The following is a 14,948-nucleotide window of genomic DNA, read 5'->3' on the forward strand; positions in this document are numbered from 1 at the left end:
TTCAGCGGACGCGCTCGGCCCTGCCGAAGCGCGTCCGCGCCCCGGCGCCGATGTGGATGAGTACAGGAATTTTCCTGCCCACTACAGCTTCAAGGGAATCGAGCAGCTCGGCCACCTCGGCGGCGAGCAGGTGCGGCGCCACGCCCTGCCGGGGCAGGAGCCGCACCTTCAAGGCCGGGGACCCCTTGACGTCATAGGTGACCACAGTGGCACCGGCCAGGTCCGGCCGGCCGGCGAGGGCCTGCTTTAGGGCTTGCTCCGCCACTCCCCCGCTGATCCGGACGTCCCCGGGAACGTCGCCGGGATCGTACTCGGCTGCCAGCAGGTTGGAGCGGCCCTTGCCCTGCTGCGCGATCCAGGCGACCATGAGGCCGATCAGCAGCAACAGGGCCAAGGCCACCACAATCCATAGCCAGCTCTCCGAACGGCCAGGGAACCGGGTGGCGTTGAAGGCGCTGTTGGCTGCGTCCCAAAGGCCCGCGGACCAGGAATGCCACCACGGCCTGACCGCCGGCACCGCTGCCAGCAGCATCAACAGCACTCCTATTGCCAGCAGCTTGAGGCCCAGGACAGCGAGCAGGACCCGGTTGAGGAGGCGCGGCGTGCTGTTCATGCCCCGATCACCCCGGAGGGCGCCACGTTGATGCGGACCCCGGGTGCGGGCTCGAGCCCCATCTCGTTGAGCTCGTCCTGGACAGCGGCGAGCACGTTTTCCTCCCGGACGGGCACGCCGGACGTTGGCCGGACATTCACCACCACCTGCCGCTGGGAGACCACCACCATCACCTGTTCGGGCGTGACGTTGGCGGCCAGCCGGGCACGCCTGGCAAGCGAGGATGCGATGACCTCATCATCCACCACCACAGCCGGCCCGGCCCCGCCGCGTCCGCCGGGCGTAAGAAGGTGCCGGGCGCGCCGTCCGGGCAGTACACCGTTGAGGAAGAAAAGCAGGCCAACCATCGCCAGCACGGCACCGATCGCGCCCAGCAGCAGCGGGGAAATCCCTGCGGGCAGGGCCACGATGCGCTGTGCCGCCGCTTGGGGATCGATGAGCCACGGAGGTTCGCCGATGGCGTGCACGGCCGCTTCCAGGAGGCCGTACGCGGCAAGCACCATGACGACGACGGCGGCGACAGTCGACATTACTGCCCGTGATGAATGGGTTTCCCGCCGCAAAATGCGGTCCATGTCAGGCCCATCCGCCCTGCGGACGCGGGCCTGCGGGCTCGAAGCTTCCGCGCTGCTGCCCTGCCGGGTGCGGCTCACTGGACCCTCCCCGCATGGCTGATCCTGACGCCGCTGATCCTGATATCCACCCGGCTCAGCTGTGCGCCGCTTAGCTCTGCCACGGTAGTAAGGATGTGGGCTTTGGCGCTGACGCCGCGGTCCCAGATGGAGCCTCCGAAAGCCTCCAGCCGGTTGGGGTCGAGGGCTGCCGCCCGCAGTGGCGGTGCGCTGATCGGCGCGACGAGGGACAGTGCCAGCAGGCCGTCGTCGTCAGTCCAGTCCGCCCTGACGTCCTGGGCGTCGACGCCCAGTGCCTGGGCGGCGGCCGCCTTCGCGAGGCTCGTCAGCGCCTGCGTACTGATCCGGTTATGGCCGTTGAGCACCTGCGCCCGCACGGCCGGCGCAGGCGAACTCATGAGGATGAGCGCCGGCCGATGATGGCATCCAGCACGCCGCGCAGGTCCAGTTTGCCCTCCGCGGCACGGCCCAGCAACGCCCCGACCGCCATGAAGAGCAGGGATATAAGGAAGCCCCACAGGCCGAACTGCAGGGACATAAAGGCGACGAACGCGCCCATGGCCATACCGGCTACGGTGAGGTTCACAGCAGTGCCTCCCTTTCGGTGGGGCCGGGCGTTGTTGCCTTTACGGGAGGCGGCACGTAGACGTCAGTGACCTCCACGTTGACCTCGATGACCTGGAGTCCCACCAGTTCCTCCACCGCACGGTAGACGGCGGCCCGGACCTGGTCTGCGAGGGAGTGGAGGGGGGTCCCGTAGCTTGCCACCAGGCTGATGTCCACGGCCACCTGGGTTTCGCCGACTTCCGCATGCACTCCGGCAGCATGGTCCGAATTGCCGACGGCGTCCCGGATGGCGCCCAGTGCGCGTGATGGTCCGGACCCCAGGGAATAGACCCCGGGGACAGCGCGGGCGGCGATCCCCGCCACCTTGGCCACTGCTGTTTCGGAGATCACGGTGCGGCCCAGCGCGGAAGCCGGGACCGGCACGGCGCGGGCCTGGATGGCCGCCTCGGGTTGTGGGTTCTGGTATTCCATCAGGCACTCCCCCTTCTGTTGCTCCCAACCCTATCCCTTGGCCGAGGGTTACGGCAGAAGGCAGGAGCCGCGGGGAGGTCCGCGGACAGGCGGGGCACGTCAGGTCAAGGCTGGAACAGCGGGGCAAGCGTAAAGGGGCAGCCGTTAAGCAGAAAAGCACCAGTTCCGAAGAACTGATGCTTCCCAGTGGTGGCTCCGACCGGCGTCGATCCGGTGACCTTTCGATTTTCAGTCGAACGCTCTACCAACTGAGCTACAGAGCCTAGGTGACTAGTCACCATGAGAGCCGGAATTGCTTCCAACAATCAGAGCGACCCTGACGGGACTTGAACCCGCGACCTCCGCCGTGACAGGGCGGCGCGCTAACCAACTGCGCTACAGGGCCTTGCGTTTCTTGCTTTCGCGGTATCTCTACCGCTTTTTTCAAGGCTTCCAGCCTACCAGACATTTTCTGCCTGCCTGACCAGTTCCTTGCGTACCCCCAACGGGATTCGAACCCGTGCCGCCGCCGTGAAAGGGCGGTGTCCTAGGCCGCTAGACGATGGGGGCCAGAACCCGTTCGGAACAAAATAAAAGGCGTCAAGCGATGCTTTCCGTCTTTGTCCTTTGCGTTTCTCCGAACTGGACTCTAAAACTATAGGGCCTAGGCAGGAATTATCCAAAATCGGCCAAAACACCGCCACAGGGCAGGCTGGACGGGTCAAGATGGACGGATGGATGCCGTAGCAGCGCTCAATGAGATCGCCTTCTGGCTGGAGCGCGGACGCGCTGCCACCTTCAAGGTCCAGGCGTTCCGCAAGGCGGCGGCTGCCATCAGCCCGCTGCCGCCGGAGGAATTGGCTGCCCGTGCACGGAACGGCCGGCTGAAGTCAATGAAGGGCATCGGCGACCGGACGTACCAGGTGATCCGGCAGGCAGTGGAGGGAGAGGTCCCGGATTACCTCGCCGACCTCCGCGAGAAGGGCGTCCAGCCGCTGGCTTCCGGCGGGGCTACCATCCGGGAGGTCCTGAGGGGCGACCTGCACAGTCACAGTGAATGGTCCGACGGCGGCTCCCCCATCGAGCTGATGGTGGCGGCCGCCGGGGTGCTGGGCAGGGAATACCTTGCACTGACGGACCACTCCCCCAACCTCACCATCGCGAACGGGCTCTCGGCGGAACGCCTCCTGCAGCAACTGGATGTGGTGGACGCGATCAACGACGGCACCCACCCCGCGATCGAAGCTGCCCGGGCTGCCAACCCTGTGCGGCTGCTGGCCGGCATCGAGGTGGACATCCTGGAGTCCGGGGACCTGGACCAGGAACCGGAACTGCTGGACCGCCTGGACATTGTGGTGGCCAGTGTCCATTCAAAGCTCCGCTCGGACGGCAGGACCATGACCCGGCGGATGCTCGGCGGCATCCAGGACGCGCACACAAATGTCCTTGGCCACTGCACCGGACGCCTCGTGGAGGGATCCCGGGGTACGCGCCCGCCGTCGGATTTCGATGCCAAGGAGGTGTTCGCCGCCTGCGCCGAACACAACGTGGCAGTGGAGATCAACTCCCGCCCGGAACGGCAGGATCCGCCGGACGCGCTGATCCAGCTGGCGCTCGATGCCGGCTGCTTGTTCTCGATCGACAGCGACGCCCATGCACCGGGCCAGCTGGATTTCCTGCAGTACGGGGCGGAGCGTGCCGAACGGAACGGGGTCCCCGCTGACCGCATCATCACCACCTGGCCGGTGGAACGCCTGCTGGAATGGGCGAACGCCCGGTAGCCCCGGCTGAAACCCGGTCCTACTTGGCGGCGTCCGCGAGCTTCTGCCGGAAATCGGCCTTGCTAGTGAGCGTGAGCTTTTCGCCGTCCAGGAAAAAGGTGGGCGTTCCAGTCACGCCCAGCGCCTTGCCGTCCGCAACGTCGGCAAGGATGCGCTCCTCCGTCCTGGGATCGGCGACGGCGGCATCGAAGCGGGAAAGGTCCAGCCCCAACTGCTCGGCAAAGGTGCGGAACAGCGGGGCCTGGGATGCCTGGTTCCCGGCCCACTGGGACTGGGTTTCGAACAGCTTGTTGGCCATCTGCTGGTACTGCCCCTGCTGGCCCGCGGCCTCGGCAGCCAGGGCCGCCTGCCCCGAGTTCGGGTGGGCCGACAAGGGGAAGTGCCGGTGGACGAACGTGATCCTGTCGCCGAACTCCGCCTTGAATTCCTCCACCACCGGATGAATGGAGCCACAGGACGGGCATTCGAAGTCAAGGAACTCCACCAGCTGCGCCTTCTCCACCGCCGGGCTGGTCAACCGGTGGCTGTCTGTCCGGACAAGCTGCTCGGCGCCGCCTGGCTGGGAGGCAGGATCCGCTGACTTCCCCAGCGTCAGTACCGCGTACCAGGCAACAAAACCCGCCACGACCAGCGCGAGGATGATCCAGATGACTTTCCTTGTAAGGCGTGCAGAATCGCGGGGTGCAGCCGGGTTTGAGACCATAAACCGCATCCTAGCCGAGGAGCCTGTTCCCGGGGCTGCACGGAGGCCCGCCTTTTGGCAGGAACTTGACCAGACATGGCTGATTTCCGCCAGCCAGTGCTGCCGGCCCGCAGCTAGATTTGCTTCATGCCTTCAACCAGCCCCGCCAGCCGGACCGCCTCCGCACCTCCCCAAGCAGCCGCCAGCCGGGTGAAGGCGCTCGGAGTGGCCGCCATGGTGGTGACAGTGGTCCTTTGGGCATCGGCCTTTGTGGGTATCCGGGCGATAGGCCCGCACTTTTCCCCCGGCCCCCTGACGCTCGGCCGGTTGGCGATTGCCGCCGTCGTCCTGGCCCTGCTGGTCCTCCCCCAACTGCTGAAGAGCAGGCTGCTGCCGCGGGGACGGGAATGGTGGCCCATCCTCGCCTACGGAGTGATGTGGTTCGGCGGGTACAACGTGGCGCTGAACGCCGCAGAGCACGTGCTTGACGCCGGCACCAGTGCCTTGCTGATCAATGTCAACCCCATCCTTGTGGCCATCATGGCCGGCGTCTTCCTCAAGGAGGGCTTTCCGCGGTGGCTGATCATCGGGAGCCTGGTTGCCTTCGCCGGGGTGGCGTTGATCGCCTTCGGGTCCGGCCAGGCTTCCACGCCAGGGGAACGCACGACGGCGGACGTGGCAGGGGTGCTGCTATGCCTCCTTGCCGCCGTGCTCGCCGCAGTCAGCGTCATCATCCAGAAGCCGGTGCTGCGGAAGTTTCCCGCCGCGCAGGCCACGTGGTTCGGGATACTTGTGGGCGCGGCGTGCTGCCTGCCCTTTGCCGGCCAGCTCATGGCCGAGGTCCAGGCCGCGCCGCCGCAGGCAACCTGGGGCCTCGCCTACCTTGGCGTCTTTCCAACAGCGATCGCCTTCACCACCTGGGCCTACGCGCTCTCACTGGTGGATGCGGGGAAGCTGGCCGCCACCACGTACCTGGTGCCCGGAACCACCATCCTGATCTCCTGGCTGCTGCTCGGTGAAATTCCCGGCGCCTTGGGCCTGGCTGGCGGACTGGTGTGCCTGGTTGGCGTGGGGCTGACCCGGCGCAGGAGCAAGGCTGCGCGCGGGGCCGGGCCGTCCGCTTCCCGCTAGAATCCAGGTATGCCAGCCAGCCTGCCGCCGGGACTGCCGACCGTTCCTGAAGGCCCCAGCGAGCCCCTTCGCTTCACCATGCCCGAGGACGAGTTCGAGGCCGCCGTCCAGGACGCCCTGGACAGCATCCCGGAAAAACTGGCCGGTGCCATGGACAACGTGGCGGTCTTCATCGAGGACGACTACGTGCCAAAACCCGGAGAGGACCCGGATACGGTCCTGCTGGGGCTTTACGAGGGCGTGCCCCTGACTGAACGTGATTCCTGGTGGGACGCCGGCTCGCTGCCGGACAGGATCACCATCTACCGCGAACCCATCCTGGAAATCTGCTCCTCACGTGAGGACGTCATCCACGAAGTTGCGGTGACAGTGGTGCACGAAATCGCCCACCACTTCGGGATAGATGACCACAGGCTGCACGAGCTCGGCTGGGGCTAGCCTTGTAGGCATGGGACACGACCACAGCCATACCCACGGAATCACCGCGACCGGCCGGCACCGGAAACGGCTGGTGGCCGTCCTGGTGATCACGCTTACCGTGGTCCTGGTCCAGGTGGTGGGCGCCGTCCTTTCCGGATCGTTGTCCCTGCTGGCAGATGCAGGCCATATGCTCTCCGACGCCGCGGGGGTGACCATTGCCCTGCTGGCCGCGTGGATAGCGGGACGGCCTGCCAGCGACCAGAGAACCTATGGCTACCAGCGCGCAGAGGTGCTTGCCGCGCTGGCCAACGCATTGATCCTGGTGGTGATCTCCGTGGTCATCTTCACCGAAGCGGTGCGCCGGATCGGTGCGGCGCCGGAAGTGCAGACCAACATCATGCTGTTCGCCGCCGTCCTTGGCGCGGCAGCGAACGTGGTGTCGCTCCTGATCCTGCGCGGCGCCCACCAGGAGAGCCTCAACGTGCGCGGCGCCTACCTGGAAGTGCTGGGTGACCTGCTGGGTTCCTTCGCCGTCATAGCTGCCGCCGTGGTGATCATGGTGACCGGCTTCCAGGCCGCGGACACCATCGCGTCCGTGGTGATCGCCCTGCTGATCCTGCCGCGGGCCTGGTCGCTGCTCCGCGACGTGGTGGATGTTCTGCTGGAGGCCAGCCCCAAGGGGGTGGAAGTACAAATGATCCGCGAGCACATCCTGTCGGTCGAGGGCGTCACGGACGTGCACGACATCCACATCTGGACCATCACATCCGGTGTTCCGGTCTTTTCCGCGCATGTGGTGGTGGAGGACGGGGTGCTCAACGCCCGCGGCGCGGACCAGCTGCTGGACAAGCTGATCACCTGCCTGGGCTCGCACTTCGACACGGACCACTGCACCTTCCAGCTGGAACCAGCCAGCCATTCCGAACACGAGGCCCATCAGCACGCCTAGCCAGGCCGCGCCGGACTGTCCTGTACAGCCAGGGCGACACGCCGTTCCGCTGGTCCAGCAAATGACACTGTTGTGTTTTATGTTATTGATGTGGCTCTTGTTGCCAAAGTGCAAGAGGTCACGTAACCTCGGACTGCTGGCGGGCATCAGAGGGGCACTGTTGTGCCTCCACCAGGACCTCCAGCCCTACCGCTTCGAGGTTCCCGCAGATGGTTTCAGACAATTCCTTGCGCAAGTCACTGCGCACTTCCCTTGGCAAGTCCGCTGTGGTGTGTGCCGCCGTCGTGATGATGGGGACTGCCGCAGCGCCCGCAGCCGCCCTGTCCGCGCCGCAACGGCCCTCCTTTTCCGTGCCGGCCTCGCCGGAAGTCCCCTCGGCAGAGGACATCGCCGCCGCCAAATCCAGCGAGGCCGCTGCCGCGGACCAGGTGGCCGCGATCGAACAGATCCTTGGCTCCGCGGCAGAGTCCCGGCAGGCCGCGTTTGCCGCGGCCATGCAGGCCAACAACGCCTACAGCGAAGCCCTGGTGGAGCTGCAGCAGCGCAGCTCCACAGCGGCCGCGGCCTCAGCCAGGGCTGCGACGGCGCACGAGCGGCAGGACAAGACCCGCCGGCAGGTGGGGCAGCTGGCCGGCGACCTCTACCGTAACGGCGGCCTGAACCCCACGCTGGGCACGTTTGCCAGTGGCGGCGGCGAAACCCTTCAGCAGGCAGCCACCCTCCAGGCGCTCTCGGCCGGCCGGAGCCGGGCCTTTGAGGCTGCAGACGCCGCCGCTGAGGCAACACGTTCCCTCACCGCGGCAGCCGGGGAGGCCACCAAGGCCGCGGATGAGGCAGCACGAACTGCCGAAATCCGGAAGTCCCAGGCGGACGAAGCCAACGCAGCCTCCGCCAAGGCCGTAGCGGACGCCAAGGCACAGCGCACCGTCCTGGTGGACCAGCTGGCCCAGCTGCGGAACACCACCGTGGCACTGGAATCGGCCCGGGTGGACGCCCTGGACCGGCAACGGGAAGAGGCCCGGCTGGCGGCGCTGGCGGTTGCGGCCGATAAACCGGCGGCAGCTGCGGCAGCCCGGGAGCAGCGGACCACGGCGGGCGACCGGCCCGCCGCTGCAACACCGGCGGCGCCGGCAGTCCCCGCTCCCGCGGCTCCCCCGCCCGCAGCTGCCCCAGCCCCTGCGCCCGCCCCGCCTGCTGCCGCGGCTCCGGCACCGGTTCCAGCACCGGCGCCCGCCCCCGCTCCGGCGCCCGCCCCGGCACCGGCACCAGTCCCCGCTCCGGCGCCCGCCCCGCCCTTGGGCGGAGGAACCTATGAGGCAGCCATCTCTGCGGCCCTGGGGAAGGTAGGCGCGCCCTACTACTACCAATGGGGCGGAACCGGCCCCTACGGTTTTGACTGCTCGGGCCTGGTGCAGGCGGCGTTCGCGGCCGCCGGAAAGAACCTTCCGCGCACGGCCGCACAGCAGTACGCCTCCGCCTCCACGCACGTACCCCTCTCCCAGGCACGGCGCGGGGACCTGCTGGTGTGGGGCTCGCCGTCGAACTTCTACCATGTAGCCATTTACCTGGGGAACGGGCAGGTGGTCCACGCGCTGAACCCGCAGGAGGGCATCGGGGTGACCCGGCTCAGCGCCATGGCCGGGATGCAGCTCTACCCTTACGCCGCACGCTACTAGGCGGACGGCTACTAGGCCGGCCGCCTAGTAGGCGCGCAGTTCAGCTCAGGACGTCCTTAGTGACAAACCGGCCGTAGGCGAGCGCGCCGAACACGGCCACGTATCCCGCCTGCAGCAGGGCGTTGCTGGCGAACGAATCCCACAGGACGGGCTGGCGGAGCAGGTCCCCGAAGCCCAGCCAGTAGTGGCTGAACAACCACGGGTGCAGCCATTCGAGCTGTGGCAGTTGGTCGAGGACCTGGGACACCACGGAGAGCACTACCGTGGCGGCCATGGCACCCACCGGAACCACGGTGAGGGTGGACAGGAACAGCCCAATCGCGGACAGCCCGGCCAAGGAGACGGCCAGGTATGCGGCGATCAGGAGGACGCGGAGCGCGGCCTCCGGAGGCTGGATGACGTCCCCTGACAGCAGGGTGACCGGCCCCACGGGGAAAAGCGCGGCCCCGATGGCGGCCCCTGCAAGGGCCACCGTGACCGGCGCAGCCACGCAAAAGGCCAGCGCTCCTGCGTACTTCACCAGGAGCAGCCGGACACGGCCCGTCGGCGCAACCAGCAGGTACCTGAGCGTTCCCAGGTTTGCCTCGCCCGCGATGGTGTCCCCCGCCACCACCCCCACCGTGAGCGGCAGGAATAGCGGGACGGACACCAGCATGGCGGTGAACGCCACGAACAGCCCGTTCTGCGTAATGCGGTCCAGGAAGGCCGGCCCCCGCCCGGGAGGAACGGCAGAGGAGACCCGGACGGCCACCGCAATCAGGACCGGGATAGCGGCCAGTGCCAGCAGCAGGGCCCAGGTTCGCCGGCGCCGGAACAATACCGCCATTTCCGAGCACAAAAGGGACCAGCCGGCTCCGCGCGGGGGCGCCGCTGCCCTGCCGGCGGATGTTTCCAGGTCCTGCTCCGGAACGCTACTGGGCAACATCGAACCCCTCCCCCGTCAAGGCGACAAACCGCTCCTCGAGGCTCTCCCGTTCCACCGCAAAGCCGCGGACCCGGACGCCCGCCTGCACCAGCTCGGCCACCAGCTCCTCCGGGGAAGGGTGTCCCGCCCCGGGGCCGTGGCGGGCAAGGTCGGCGGTCAGCACCTGCCCGTCCGGACGGGCCGGTCCTTCCTCCGGCGCCAGCCCCAGCCGGGCCAGGACAGTGGACGCCTGGCCCGGATCCGGGGTCACCAGGCGGATGCGCGAACTGCCGGACCGGCGCAGGTCCGAAAGGGGACCCTGGGCAACGAGCCTGCCCGCACTCATGACGGCGGCGTGGGTGCAGATTTGTTCCACCTCGGCCAGCAGGTGGCTGGAGACGAAAACGGTGGTTCCGTCTGCTGCCAGGGACCGTACCAGGTTCCGCACTTCCCGCGTGCCCTGAGGGTCCAGGCCGTTGGTGGGCTCATCCAGCACCAGCAGTTCGCGGGGCGACAGCAGGGCGTTGGCGATCCCCAGCCGTTGTTTCATGCCCAGCGAATAGGCATGGACACGCTTGCCGGCGGCGTGGCTGAGCCCTACCCGTTCCAGCGCCGTGCCCACCCTTGCCTTTCGCGTTGCGGGATCGGCGTGCCTGCCCGCGGCATCGAGCCGGTGCAGGTTCGCCGTTCCGGACAGGAACGGGTAGAAGGCCGGCCCCTCAACGAGCGCCCCCACGCGCGGCAGGACATCCTGGAAGCTGCCCGGCATCTCCTTTCCGAGCAGCCTGACCGTCCCGGCGGAAGCAGCCGCGAGGCCCAGCAGCATCCGGATGGTGGTTGTCTTTCCGGAGCCATTGGGCCCCAGGAAGCCAAAGACGGCGCCGGGCGGCACGGCAAGGTCCAGGCTGTCCACGGCCACCTGCCGGCCGAAATGCTTTGTCAGTCCCCGTGTTTCGATGGTCAGGCCGTACGCCCAGGGTCCGCGAAGCCCTGCTGCGCCCGTCACGGGGCCGAGGAGGCGGCTTGCAGCGTGCCCGCCGGGACCATGCCCGCATAGATGCGGCCGTCGTCGGTGAACAGGACGGTGAACAGTGCAGTGGAGAGCACCCGCCCGCCAGGAACAACGACGGCGGCCTGGGCCAGCGCCGGATTCTGCGCCAGCGCCTGGTTAAGGGCTGTTCCGGCTTCGGTTCCTGCCGGAAGTTCCACGACGGTCTCCCAGCCTGACCCTGTCAGGTAGGGCCGGGCCTTGCCTTGGACATCGGCGGCGAGCTGGTCCGGGGTGATGCGCATTCCGGGGTTGCCGGGCAACCCGGAGCTGAGCGGCCAGCGCGTGGGATGTTGGGGCTGCAGTTCCTTTACCGTGCTGCCGGGCGGCGGGACGAAGCTGAAGAGGGAGTCGTCAGGGGCTTCCAGGGACAGGCTGGTGAATCCGGCGCTGAACGCCGGCGCGTCCGCGCCGCGCGCGGTGACCTTCACGGAGAGCGGCATGCCGTTCTCCCCGTCGACGGCGATGGCCACCTTGCCAACAAGTGTTCCCTCCGTGCGGGGCTCAAGGACGAGGTTGTATGCGGGGCGGCCTGCGACGTTGAGGCCAGGGCCGATCGTCACGGCCGTCGAGCTGTCCGCCGCGGCAAGGAACTTCCCTGCCAGTTCCTGGGGTGTTCTCGGGACGGGCATCCCGTCCGGGACGTGATCAGTTGGGGGATCGCCAGGAAGCTGATGCCCGGGGTCCGTCAGCGGCAGGTCGCTGGCGTGGGCCGGCAGTGCCAGGTGCGCTGCAGTGTTGTCCCTGGACGAGTAGAACCAGACGTCACCGCCGCGTCGGATGATGTCCCGTTCCGCGAGCCGGTCCATTACCTGGATGCGTGCTTTGTCCTTGCCGTCCACGAAGATCCGCGCAGTGTGGCTGCCGGTAAGGAGCTCGATCGCCGACGCTGCCCCGCCGGACGAGGCCGGACCGGATGTAGGACCGGTTGCCGGCAACTCCGGCAGCCCCAGGTCCGAGGACTGTTCCACGGTGCCTGAAAAGGTGTGCGCGGTGTGGGAAGCGAGCAGCGCGACCACTTCAGCCGGGGTCTTCTCAGGAAGGGGATCGCCGGCCCGTGCCGGGATGGACCCCACCAGCACCCCAGCTGCGATCACTGCGGGAACGGCCGCTGCAGGTACCCACCGGAGAACGGACCGGTTCATCCCGCGTCCCGCGATTTCGCCGCGTCCCGGTAGCACATCCGGGCCGCTCATTGTCCCGCTGCCTCCGTCGTTGGAGCCCATATTCCAAGGGTACGCCTCGGGAACGCTCCCTACACCTGCCCGGCCCGGCCCGCAGGGGGCTAGTCGGGCACAACGGTTCCAGCTCCGCCGTCGACCGTTATTCTTTGCCCGGTGGCAAGCCGCGAGGTGGCCTCCGGAACCCCCACCACGGCGGGAATGCCGTACTCCCGGGCCACCACGGCACCGTGCGAGTTGGGGCCGCCCATTTCCATCACCAGGCCGCCGGCAGTCAGGAACAAGGGGGTCCATCCGGGATCGGTGGACGGCGCCACCAGGATCTCCCCGGGTTCAAGGCGCGCCCCCACCGGGTCCAGGATTACCCGGGCGGGACCGGTAACCGAGCCCGCTGATGCGGGGCTGCCGGACAGCGTGCCGTTCCCGGCCCCGGCGGCCATTCCGGCGGCCGCAGCATGGAGCAGTTCGGGTTCGGTTCCGTCTGAAAGCAGGATTCTTGGGATCCGCCGCCGGCCAAGTTCGCTGGCGTAGGCGGCGCGCCGTTCCAGGACGAGTTCGCGCAGCTTTCCCGGCTGGCTGGTGGCATTCGCGTCCCCGCTGTCCAGGGCATGCCGGGCTTCCTCGAAGTCGAGGAAGAAGATGTCCTCCGGGTGCTCCAACTGGCCGGTGGATGCCAGCGCAGCTCCCACGTGGGCCACCTGCCTGCGTACTTCGGCGAGGCCCAGGACCAGCTGGTACTTGGGCAGTTCCCGCAGCCCGGCGAAGATCCTGGTGCGGCGCAGTGCGGCAGCAACCAGCAGCGCACGCACCCTGCCGCGGAGCCGGGCCTCGGCAACCAGTCGCTCCACTTCAGCCTCCGCCTCTGCGTTCGCCCTGCTGAACTGCACGTCCGGCGCCATGGCGGGATCAGTGAGGCGAAGGTAGTTGGCAAGGACACCCAGGATGTGCGTGGGGTCATCCGACCACCGGGGCATGCCCACATCGATTTCGGCCACGGCCCGCTGCCCGTAGCGGTCGAGGAACCGTACCAGGCCCGCGTGCAGGACGGCAGGGAGGTTGCCGGCCTTGAACTCCGCCGCCAGTTTGGATGGCTGCCCTTCCGCCAAGGCCGTTCGTGACCCGCGGTCGTCCCTGACTGCTGATGCAAGCCGCCACAGGTCCAGGTCCATCTCGGTGGTCACGTTCCGCGGCAGGCCCCGGAGCACCTTCTCCAGGTCCTTCCAGCGGTCCCGGCCGCCGAGGAGCTTTCCGGCCAGCCACAGCGTGGCGAATCCCAGCGCGGGCAAGGGCAGGATGGCGGGAACCACAGCAAAGATCCGGCTGCCCAGGAGACGCTCCGCATGGTCGAGCCGCTGAACGGGTCCCGCCCCGGCCTCCAGTTCGAGGTCCTCGGCGAATTCCCGGGTGAAGCGGTCCAGCCGGCGCAGCGCCGCCTTGGGCCGGAACAGTCCCCGGAGCACGGTCTCGGGGACGCGGGCCCGGACCGCTGCCGGCAGGACATGGCGCAGGAGTCCGAGCGGGGTCTTGCGGGTCACCGAAAACCGGGGGTCCGCAAAAACCTGTCGCAGCACCATGGCGGATCTGGCTTCCATGACGTCGAAGACCCGTGGAAGGAGCCGCCGCCCCACGCTGCTCCGGACCGGCGTTGTGAGGTCGAAGTAGAGGCGCTGGGCTGCCTCCGCGTACGGTGGTGGACCGCGCCGGGGGTCCGGGACTGCGAACCCGGCGGCTTTGGCCACGGAGGAGCCCGCGAGCCGCAGTGATGCCAGGCCCATGGGAGTGAGGGGGCGGGTGAGGCCCTGGGCGAGGCTGAAGCACAGGTACACTCTCGTCCCTTCGGCTCCGGACTGGCGTTCCGGCACCGGGAACAGCGTGGTGATGGGCCTCGACTGCGTCAGCCAGAGTGCCCCGCCGGTGTCGATGGCCCATTCGGTGTCCTGCGGGGAACCGAAGTGCTTTTCAGCCTGCATGCCCAGGGCTGCAAGCCCAATGGCCTGTTCGTCTGAAAGGCTGGCGGCGTCTGCTTGGCCTGGCATGTCCCGTACCTCGGTTCCGCCGCCGGGCAGGGGCCGCGCTATGACGCGTTTGTCCCCAATTTTGAGCTCGAGGACCCTGGATTCTTCGGTGTCCACCACGTAGTGGTCCGGATTGACCGCTCCGGAAACCACCGCCTCCCCGAGCCCCGGGGCAGCATCGATGACAGCTTCCCGGCGCCTGCCGGTCAGTGGATTGGCTGTGAACATCACTCCGGCGGCCTGGGCGTCAACCATCCGCTGAACCACGACGGCGAGGGCTACTTCGTGCGGTTTGATCGCCAGCGCGGCCCGGTAGGCCACTGCCCGGTCCGTCCAGAGGGATGCCCAGCAGTCGCGCACGGCCTCAAGGACAGCGCCGATGCCTATGACATTCAGGTAGGTGTCCTGCTGGCCGGCGAAGCTCGCGAACGGAAGGTCCTCTGCCGTGGCGGAGGACCTTACCGCCACCGGAGCCGCTTTGCCCAGCGCCGCGTAGGCCTGCTCAACTGCGGCAACAATCCGCGGCGGAACCGGGGCGGCGCGAACGGACTCCCGTGCCCTGCCGGCCATCCCAGCCAGTTCCGTGTTCCCGCCGGGCGTTCCCGTGCGCAGGGCTGCCTGGAATTTGCCGAGCTCTGCGAGCACGCCGTCCTGCACGGTCCGGGTAGCCTCCCTGTAGGCCGCCGTGGTCAGGCAGAACCCTTCCGGCACCGGCAATCCGGCCCGTATCAGCTCGCCGAGGCTGGCCGCCTTGCCGCCCACCAGCGGAAGCATGCTGCCGCCCACCTGGCTGAGGTCAAGAATCAAGGCAGGGGCGGTGTGCCCGGGCTGTTGGCGGGGGCCCTGCCCGGCCGTTCCTGGCGGGTCGGCAGCCATCGCGAAGCTCCTGGCAGCAGGAT

At 68.1% G+C, this 14,948-nt stretch carries 15 protein-coding genes and 3 tRNA genes; 5 read left to right on the forward strand and 13 right to left on the reverse strand.

Going from position 1 to position 14,948, the window contains the following annotated elements:
* Window position 1: 1 nt before the first annotated feature.
* The 8 genes from Q9R30_RS08185 to Q9R30_RS08220 form a co-directional block, all read right to left on the reverse strand.
* On the reverse strand, window positions 2-613 hold the full coding sequence (locus Q9R30_RS08185) for a hypothetical protein (protein ID WP_311217281.1): 612 nt from the start codon (window positions 611-613) through the stop codon (window positions 2-4).
* On the reverse strand, window positions 610-1,266 hold the full coding sequence (locus tag Q9R30_RS08190) for a hypothetical protein (RefSeq protein WP_396136707.1): 657 nt from the start codon (window positions 1,264-1,266) through the stop codon (window positions 610-612). Before Q9R30_RS08190 ends, Q9R30_RS08185 begins: the two co-directional genes overlap by 4 nt.
* The gene (locus Q9R30_RS08195) at window positions 1,263-1,643 is read right to left on the reverse strand and encodes a hypothetical protein (protein ID WP_104996646.1); all 381 of its coding nucleotides are present in this window, start codon (window positions 1,641-1,643) and stop codon (window positions 1,263-1,265) included. Before Q9R30_RS08195 ends, Q9R30_RS08190 begins: the two co-directional genes overlap by 4 nt.
* Window positions 1,640-1,831 carry a hypothetical protein gene (locus Q9R30_RS08200; RefSeq protein WP_104996645.1) on the reverse strand — a complete coding sequence of 64 codons (192 nt, stop codon included), beginning with the start codon at window positions 1,829-1,831 and terminating at the stop codon, window positions 1,640-1,642. The genes Q9R30_RS08195 and Q9R30_RS08200 overlap by 4 nt, the downstream gene beginning before the upstream one ends.
* A complete protein-coding gene (locus Q9R30_RS08205; RefSeq protein WP_311217282.1) occupies window positions 1,828-2,283 on the reverse strand; it encodes an Asp23/Gls24 family envelope stress response protein in 456 nt (151 codons plus the stop codon). The genes Q9R30_RS08200 and Q9R30_RS08205 overlap by 4 nt, the downstream gene beginning before the upstream one ends.
* Window positions 2,284-2,470: 187 nt before the next feature.
* A tRNA-Phe gene (locus tag Q9R30_RS08210) sits at window positions 2,471-2,546 on the reverse strand.
* 48 nt (window positions 2,547-2,594) lie between these two features.
* A tRNA-Asp gene (locus Q9R30_RS08215) sits at window positions 2,595-2,668 on the reverse strand.
* A 91-nt stretch (window positions 2,669-2,759) separates the two neighbouring features.
* Window positions 2,760-2,832: transfer RNA gene (locus Q9R30_RS08220), tRNA-Glu, on the reverse strand.
* 164 nt (window positions 2,833-2,996) lie between these two features.
* Here Q9R30_RS08220 and Q9R30_RS08225 point away from each other — a divergent pair.
* Window positions 2,997-4,043 (forward strand): PHP domain-containing protein, encoded by a 1,047-nt coding sequence (locus tag Q9R30_RS08225; protein ID WP_311217283.1) that lies wholly within the window; start codon window positions 2,997-2,999, stop codon window positions 4,041-4,043.
* A gap of 19 nt (window positions 4,044-4,062) precedes the next feature.
* On the opposite strand, the gene Q9R30_RS08230 is transcribed toward Q9R30_RS08225, so the two are convergent.
* Window positions 4,063-4,746 (reverse strand): thioredoxin domain-containing protein, encoded by a 684-nt coding sequence (locus tag Q9R30_RS08230; RefSeq protein WP_311217284.1) that lies wholly within the window; start codon window positions 4,744-4,746, stop codon window positions 4,063-4,065.
* A 126-nt stretch (window positions 4,747-4,872) separates the two neighbouring features.
* Between Q9R30_RS08230 and Q9R30_RS08235 the strand changes: the two genes are divergently transcribed.
* The 4 genes from Q9R30_RS08235 to Q9R30_RS08250 all read left to right on the forward strand — a co-directional run bounded on the left by Q9R30_RS08235 (window position 4,873) and on the right by Q9R30_RS08250 (window position 8,901).
* On the forward strand, window positions 4,873-5,856 hold the full coding sequence (locus Q9R30_RS08235; protein ID WP_311217285.1) for a DMT family transporter: 984 nt from the start codon (window positions 4,873-4,875) through the stop codon (window positions 5,854-5,856).
* Window positions 5,857-5,865: 9 nt separating this feature from the next.
* Window positions 5,866-6,294, forward strand: coding sequence for a metallopeptidase family protein (locus tag Q9R30_RS08240; RefSeq protein WP_104996641.1), 429 nt, complete (start codon window positions 5,866-5,868; stop codon window positions 6,292-6,294).
* Window positions 6,295-6,304: 10 nt separating this feature from the next.
* A complete protein-coding gene (locus tag Q9R30_RS08245; protein WP_104996640.1) occupies window positions 6,305-7,225 on the forward strand; it encodes a cation diffusion facilitator family transporter in 921 nt (306 codons plus the stop codon).
* 209 nt (window positions 7,226-7,434) lie between these two features.
* Entirely contained in the window at window positions 7,435-8,901 is a 1,467-nt protein-coding gene (locus tag Q9R30_RS08250; RefSeq protein WP_311217286.1) for a C40 family peptidase, read from the forward strand.
* 40 nt (window positions 8,902-8,941) lie between these two features.
* Here the strand turns inward: Q9R30_RS08250 and Q9R30_RS08255 are convergent, their stop codons facing one another.
* From Q9R30_RS08255 to Q9R30_RS08270, 4 genes are read right to left on the reverse strand one after another with little or no spacing between them, the layout of a single operon-like run.
* The gene (locus Q9R30_RS08255; protein ID WP_396136708.1) at window positions 8,942-9,826 is read right to left on the reverse strand and encodes an ABC transporter permease; all 885 of its coding nucleotides are present in this window, start codon (window positions 9,824-9,826) and stop codon (window positions 8,942-8,944) included.
* Window positions 9,813-10,811, reverse strand: coding sequence for an ABC transporter ATP-binding protein (locus tag Q9R30_RS08260; protein WP_311217287.1), 999 nt, complete (start codon window positions 10,809-10,811; stop codon window positions 9,813-9,815). Before Q9R30_RS08260 ends, Q9R30_RS08255 begins: the two co-directional genes overlap by 14 nt.
* Window positions 10,808-12,079, reverse strand: a complete 1,272-nt coding sequence (locus tag Q9R30_RS08265) for a hypothetical protein (RefSeq protein WP_311217288.1) — start codon at window positions 12,077-12,079, stop codon at window positions 10,808-10,810. The genes Q9R30_RS08260 and Q9R30_RS08265 overlap by 4 nt, the downstream gene beginning before the upstream one ends.
* Window positions 12,080-12,138: 59 nt before the next feature.
* Complete coding sequence (locus Q9R30_RS08270) at window positions 12,139-14,925, reverse strand: PEP/pyruvate-binding domain-containing protein (protein ID WP_396136709.1); 2,787 nt, start codon at window positions 14,923-14,925, stop codon at window positions 12,139-12,141.
* Window positions 14,926-14,948 lie beyond the last annotated feature (23 nt).

It is taken from the genome of Arthrobacter sp. AB6 (genome assembly GCF_031844545.1).
Classification (GTDB): Bacteria; Actinomycetota; Actinomycetes; order Actinomycetales; family Micrococcaceae; genus Arthrobacter.

Excerpts from the sequence above, each read along its gene's own strand:
- Q9R30_RS08185 (WP_311217281.1), bottom strand. The coding sequence starts at position 613 with ATGAACAGCACGCCGCGCCTCCTCAACCGGGTCCTGCTCGCTGTCCTG.
- Q9R30_RS08195 (WP_104996646.1), bottom strand. The coding sequence starts at position 1,643 with ATGAGTTCGCCTGCGCCGGCCGTGCGGGCGCAGGTGCTCAACGGCCAT.
- Q9R30_RS08205 (WP_311217282.1), bottom strand. The coding sequence starts at position 2,283 with ATGGAATACCAGAACCCACAACCCGAGGCGGCCATCCAGGCCCGCGCC.
- Q9R30_RS08225 (WP_311217283.1), top strand. The coding sequence starts at position 2,997 with ATGGATGCCGTAGCAGCGCTCAATGAGATCGCCTTCTGGCTGGAGCGC.
- Q9R30_RS08230 (WP_311217284.1), bottom strand. The coding sequence starts at position 4,746 with ATGGTCTCAAACCCGGCTGCACCCCGCGATTCTGCACGCCTTACAAGG.
- Q9R30_RS08235 (WP_311217285.1), top strand. The coding sequence starts at position 4,873 with ATGCCTTCAACCAGCCCCGCCAGCCGGACCGCCTCCGCACCTCCCCAA.
- Q9R30_RS08240 (WP_104996641.1), top strand. The coding sequence starts at position 5,866 with ATGCCAGCCAGCCTGCCGCCGGGACTGCCGACCGTTCCTGAAGGCCCC.
- Q9R30_RS08245 (WP_104996640.1), top strand. The coding sequence starts at position 6,305 with ATGGGACACGACCACAGCCATACCCACGGAATCACCGCGACCGGCCGG.
- Q9R30_RS08250 (WP_311217286.1), top strand. The coding sequence starts at position 7,435 with ATGGTTTCAGACAATTCCTTGCGCAAGTCACTGCGCACTTCCCTTGGC.
- Q9R30_RS08255 (WP_396136708.1), bottom strand. The coding sequence starts at position 9,826 with ATGTTGCCCAGTAGCGTTCCGGAGCAGGACCTGGAAACATCCGCCGGC.
- Q9R30_RS08265 (WP_311217288.1), bottom strand. The coding sequence starts at position 12,079 with ATGGGCTCCAACGACGGAGGCAGCGGGACAATGAGCGGCCCGGATGTG.
- Q9R30_RS08270 (WP_396136709.1), bottom strand. The coding sequence starts at position 14,925 with ATGGCTGCCGACCCGCCAGGAACGGCCGGGCAGGGCCCCCGCCAACAG.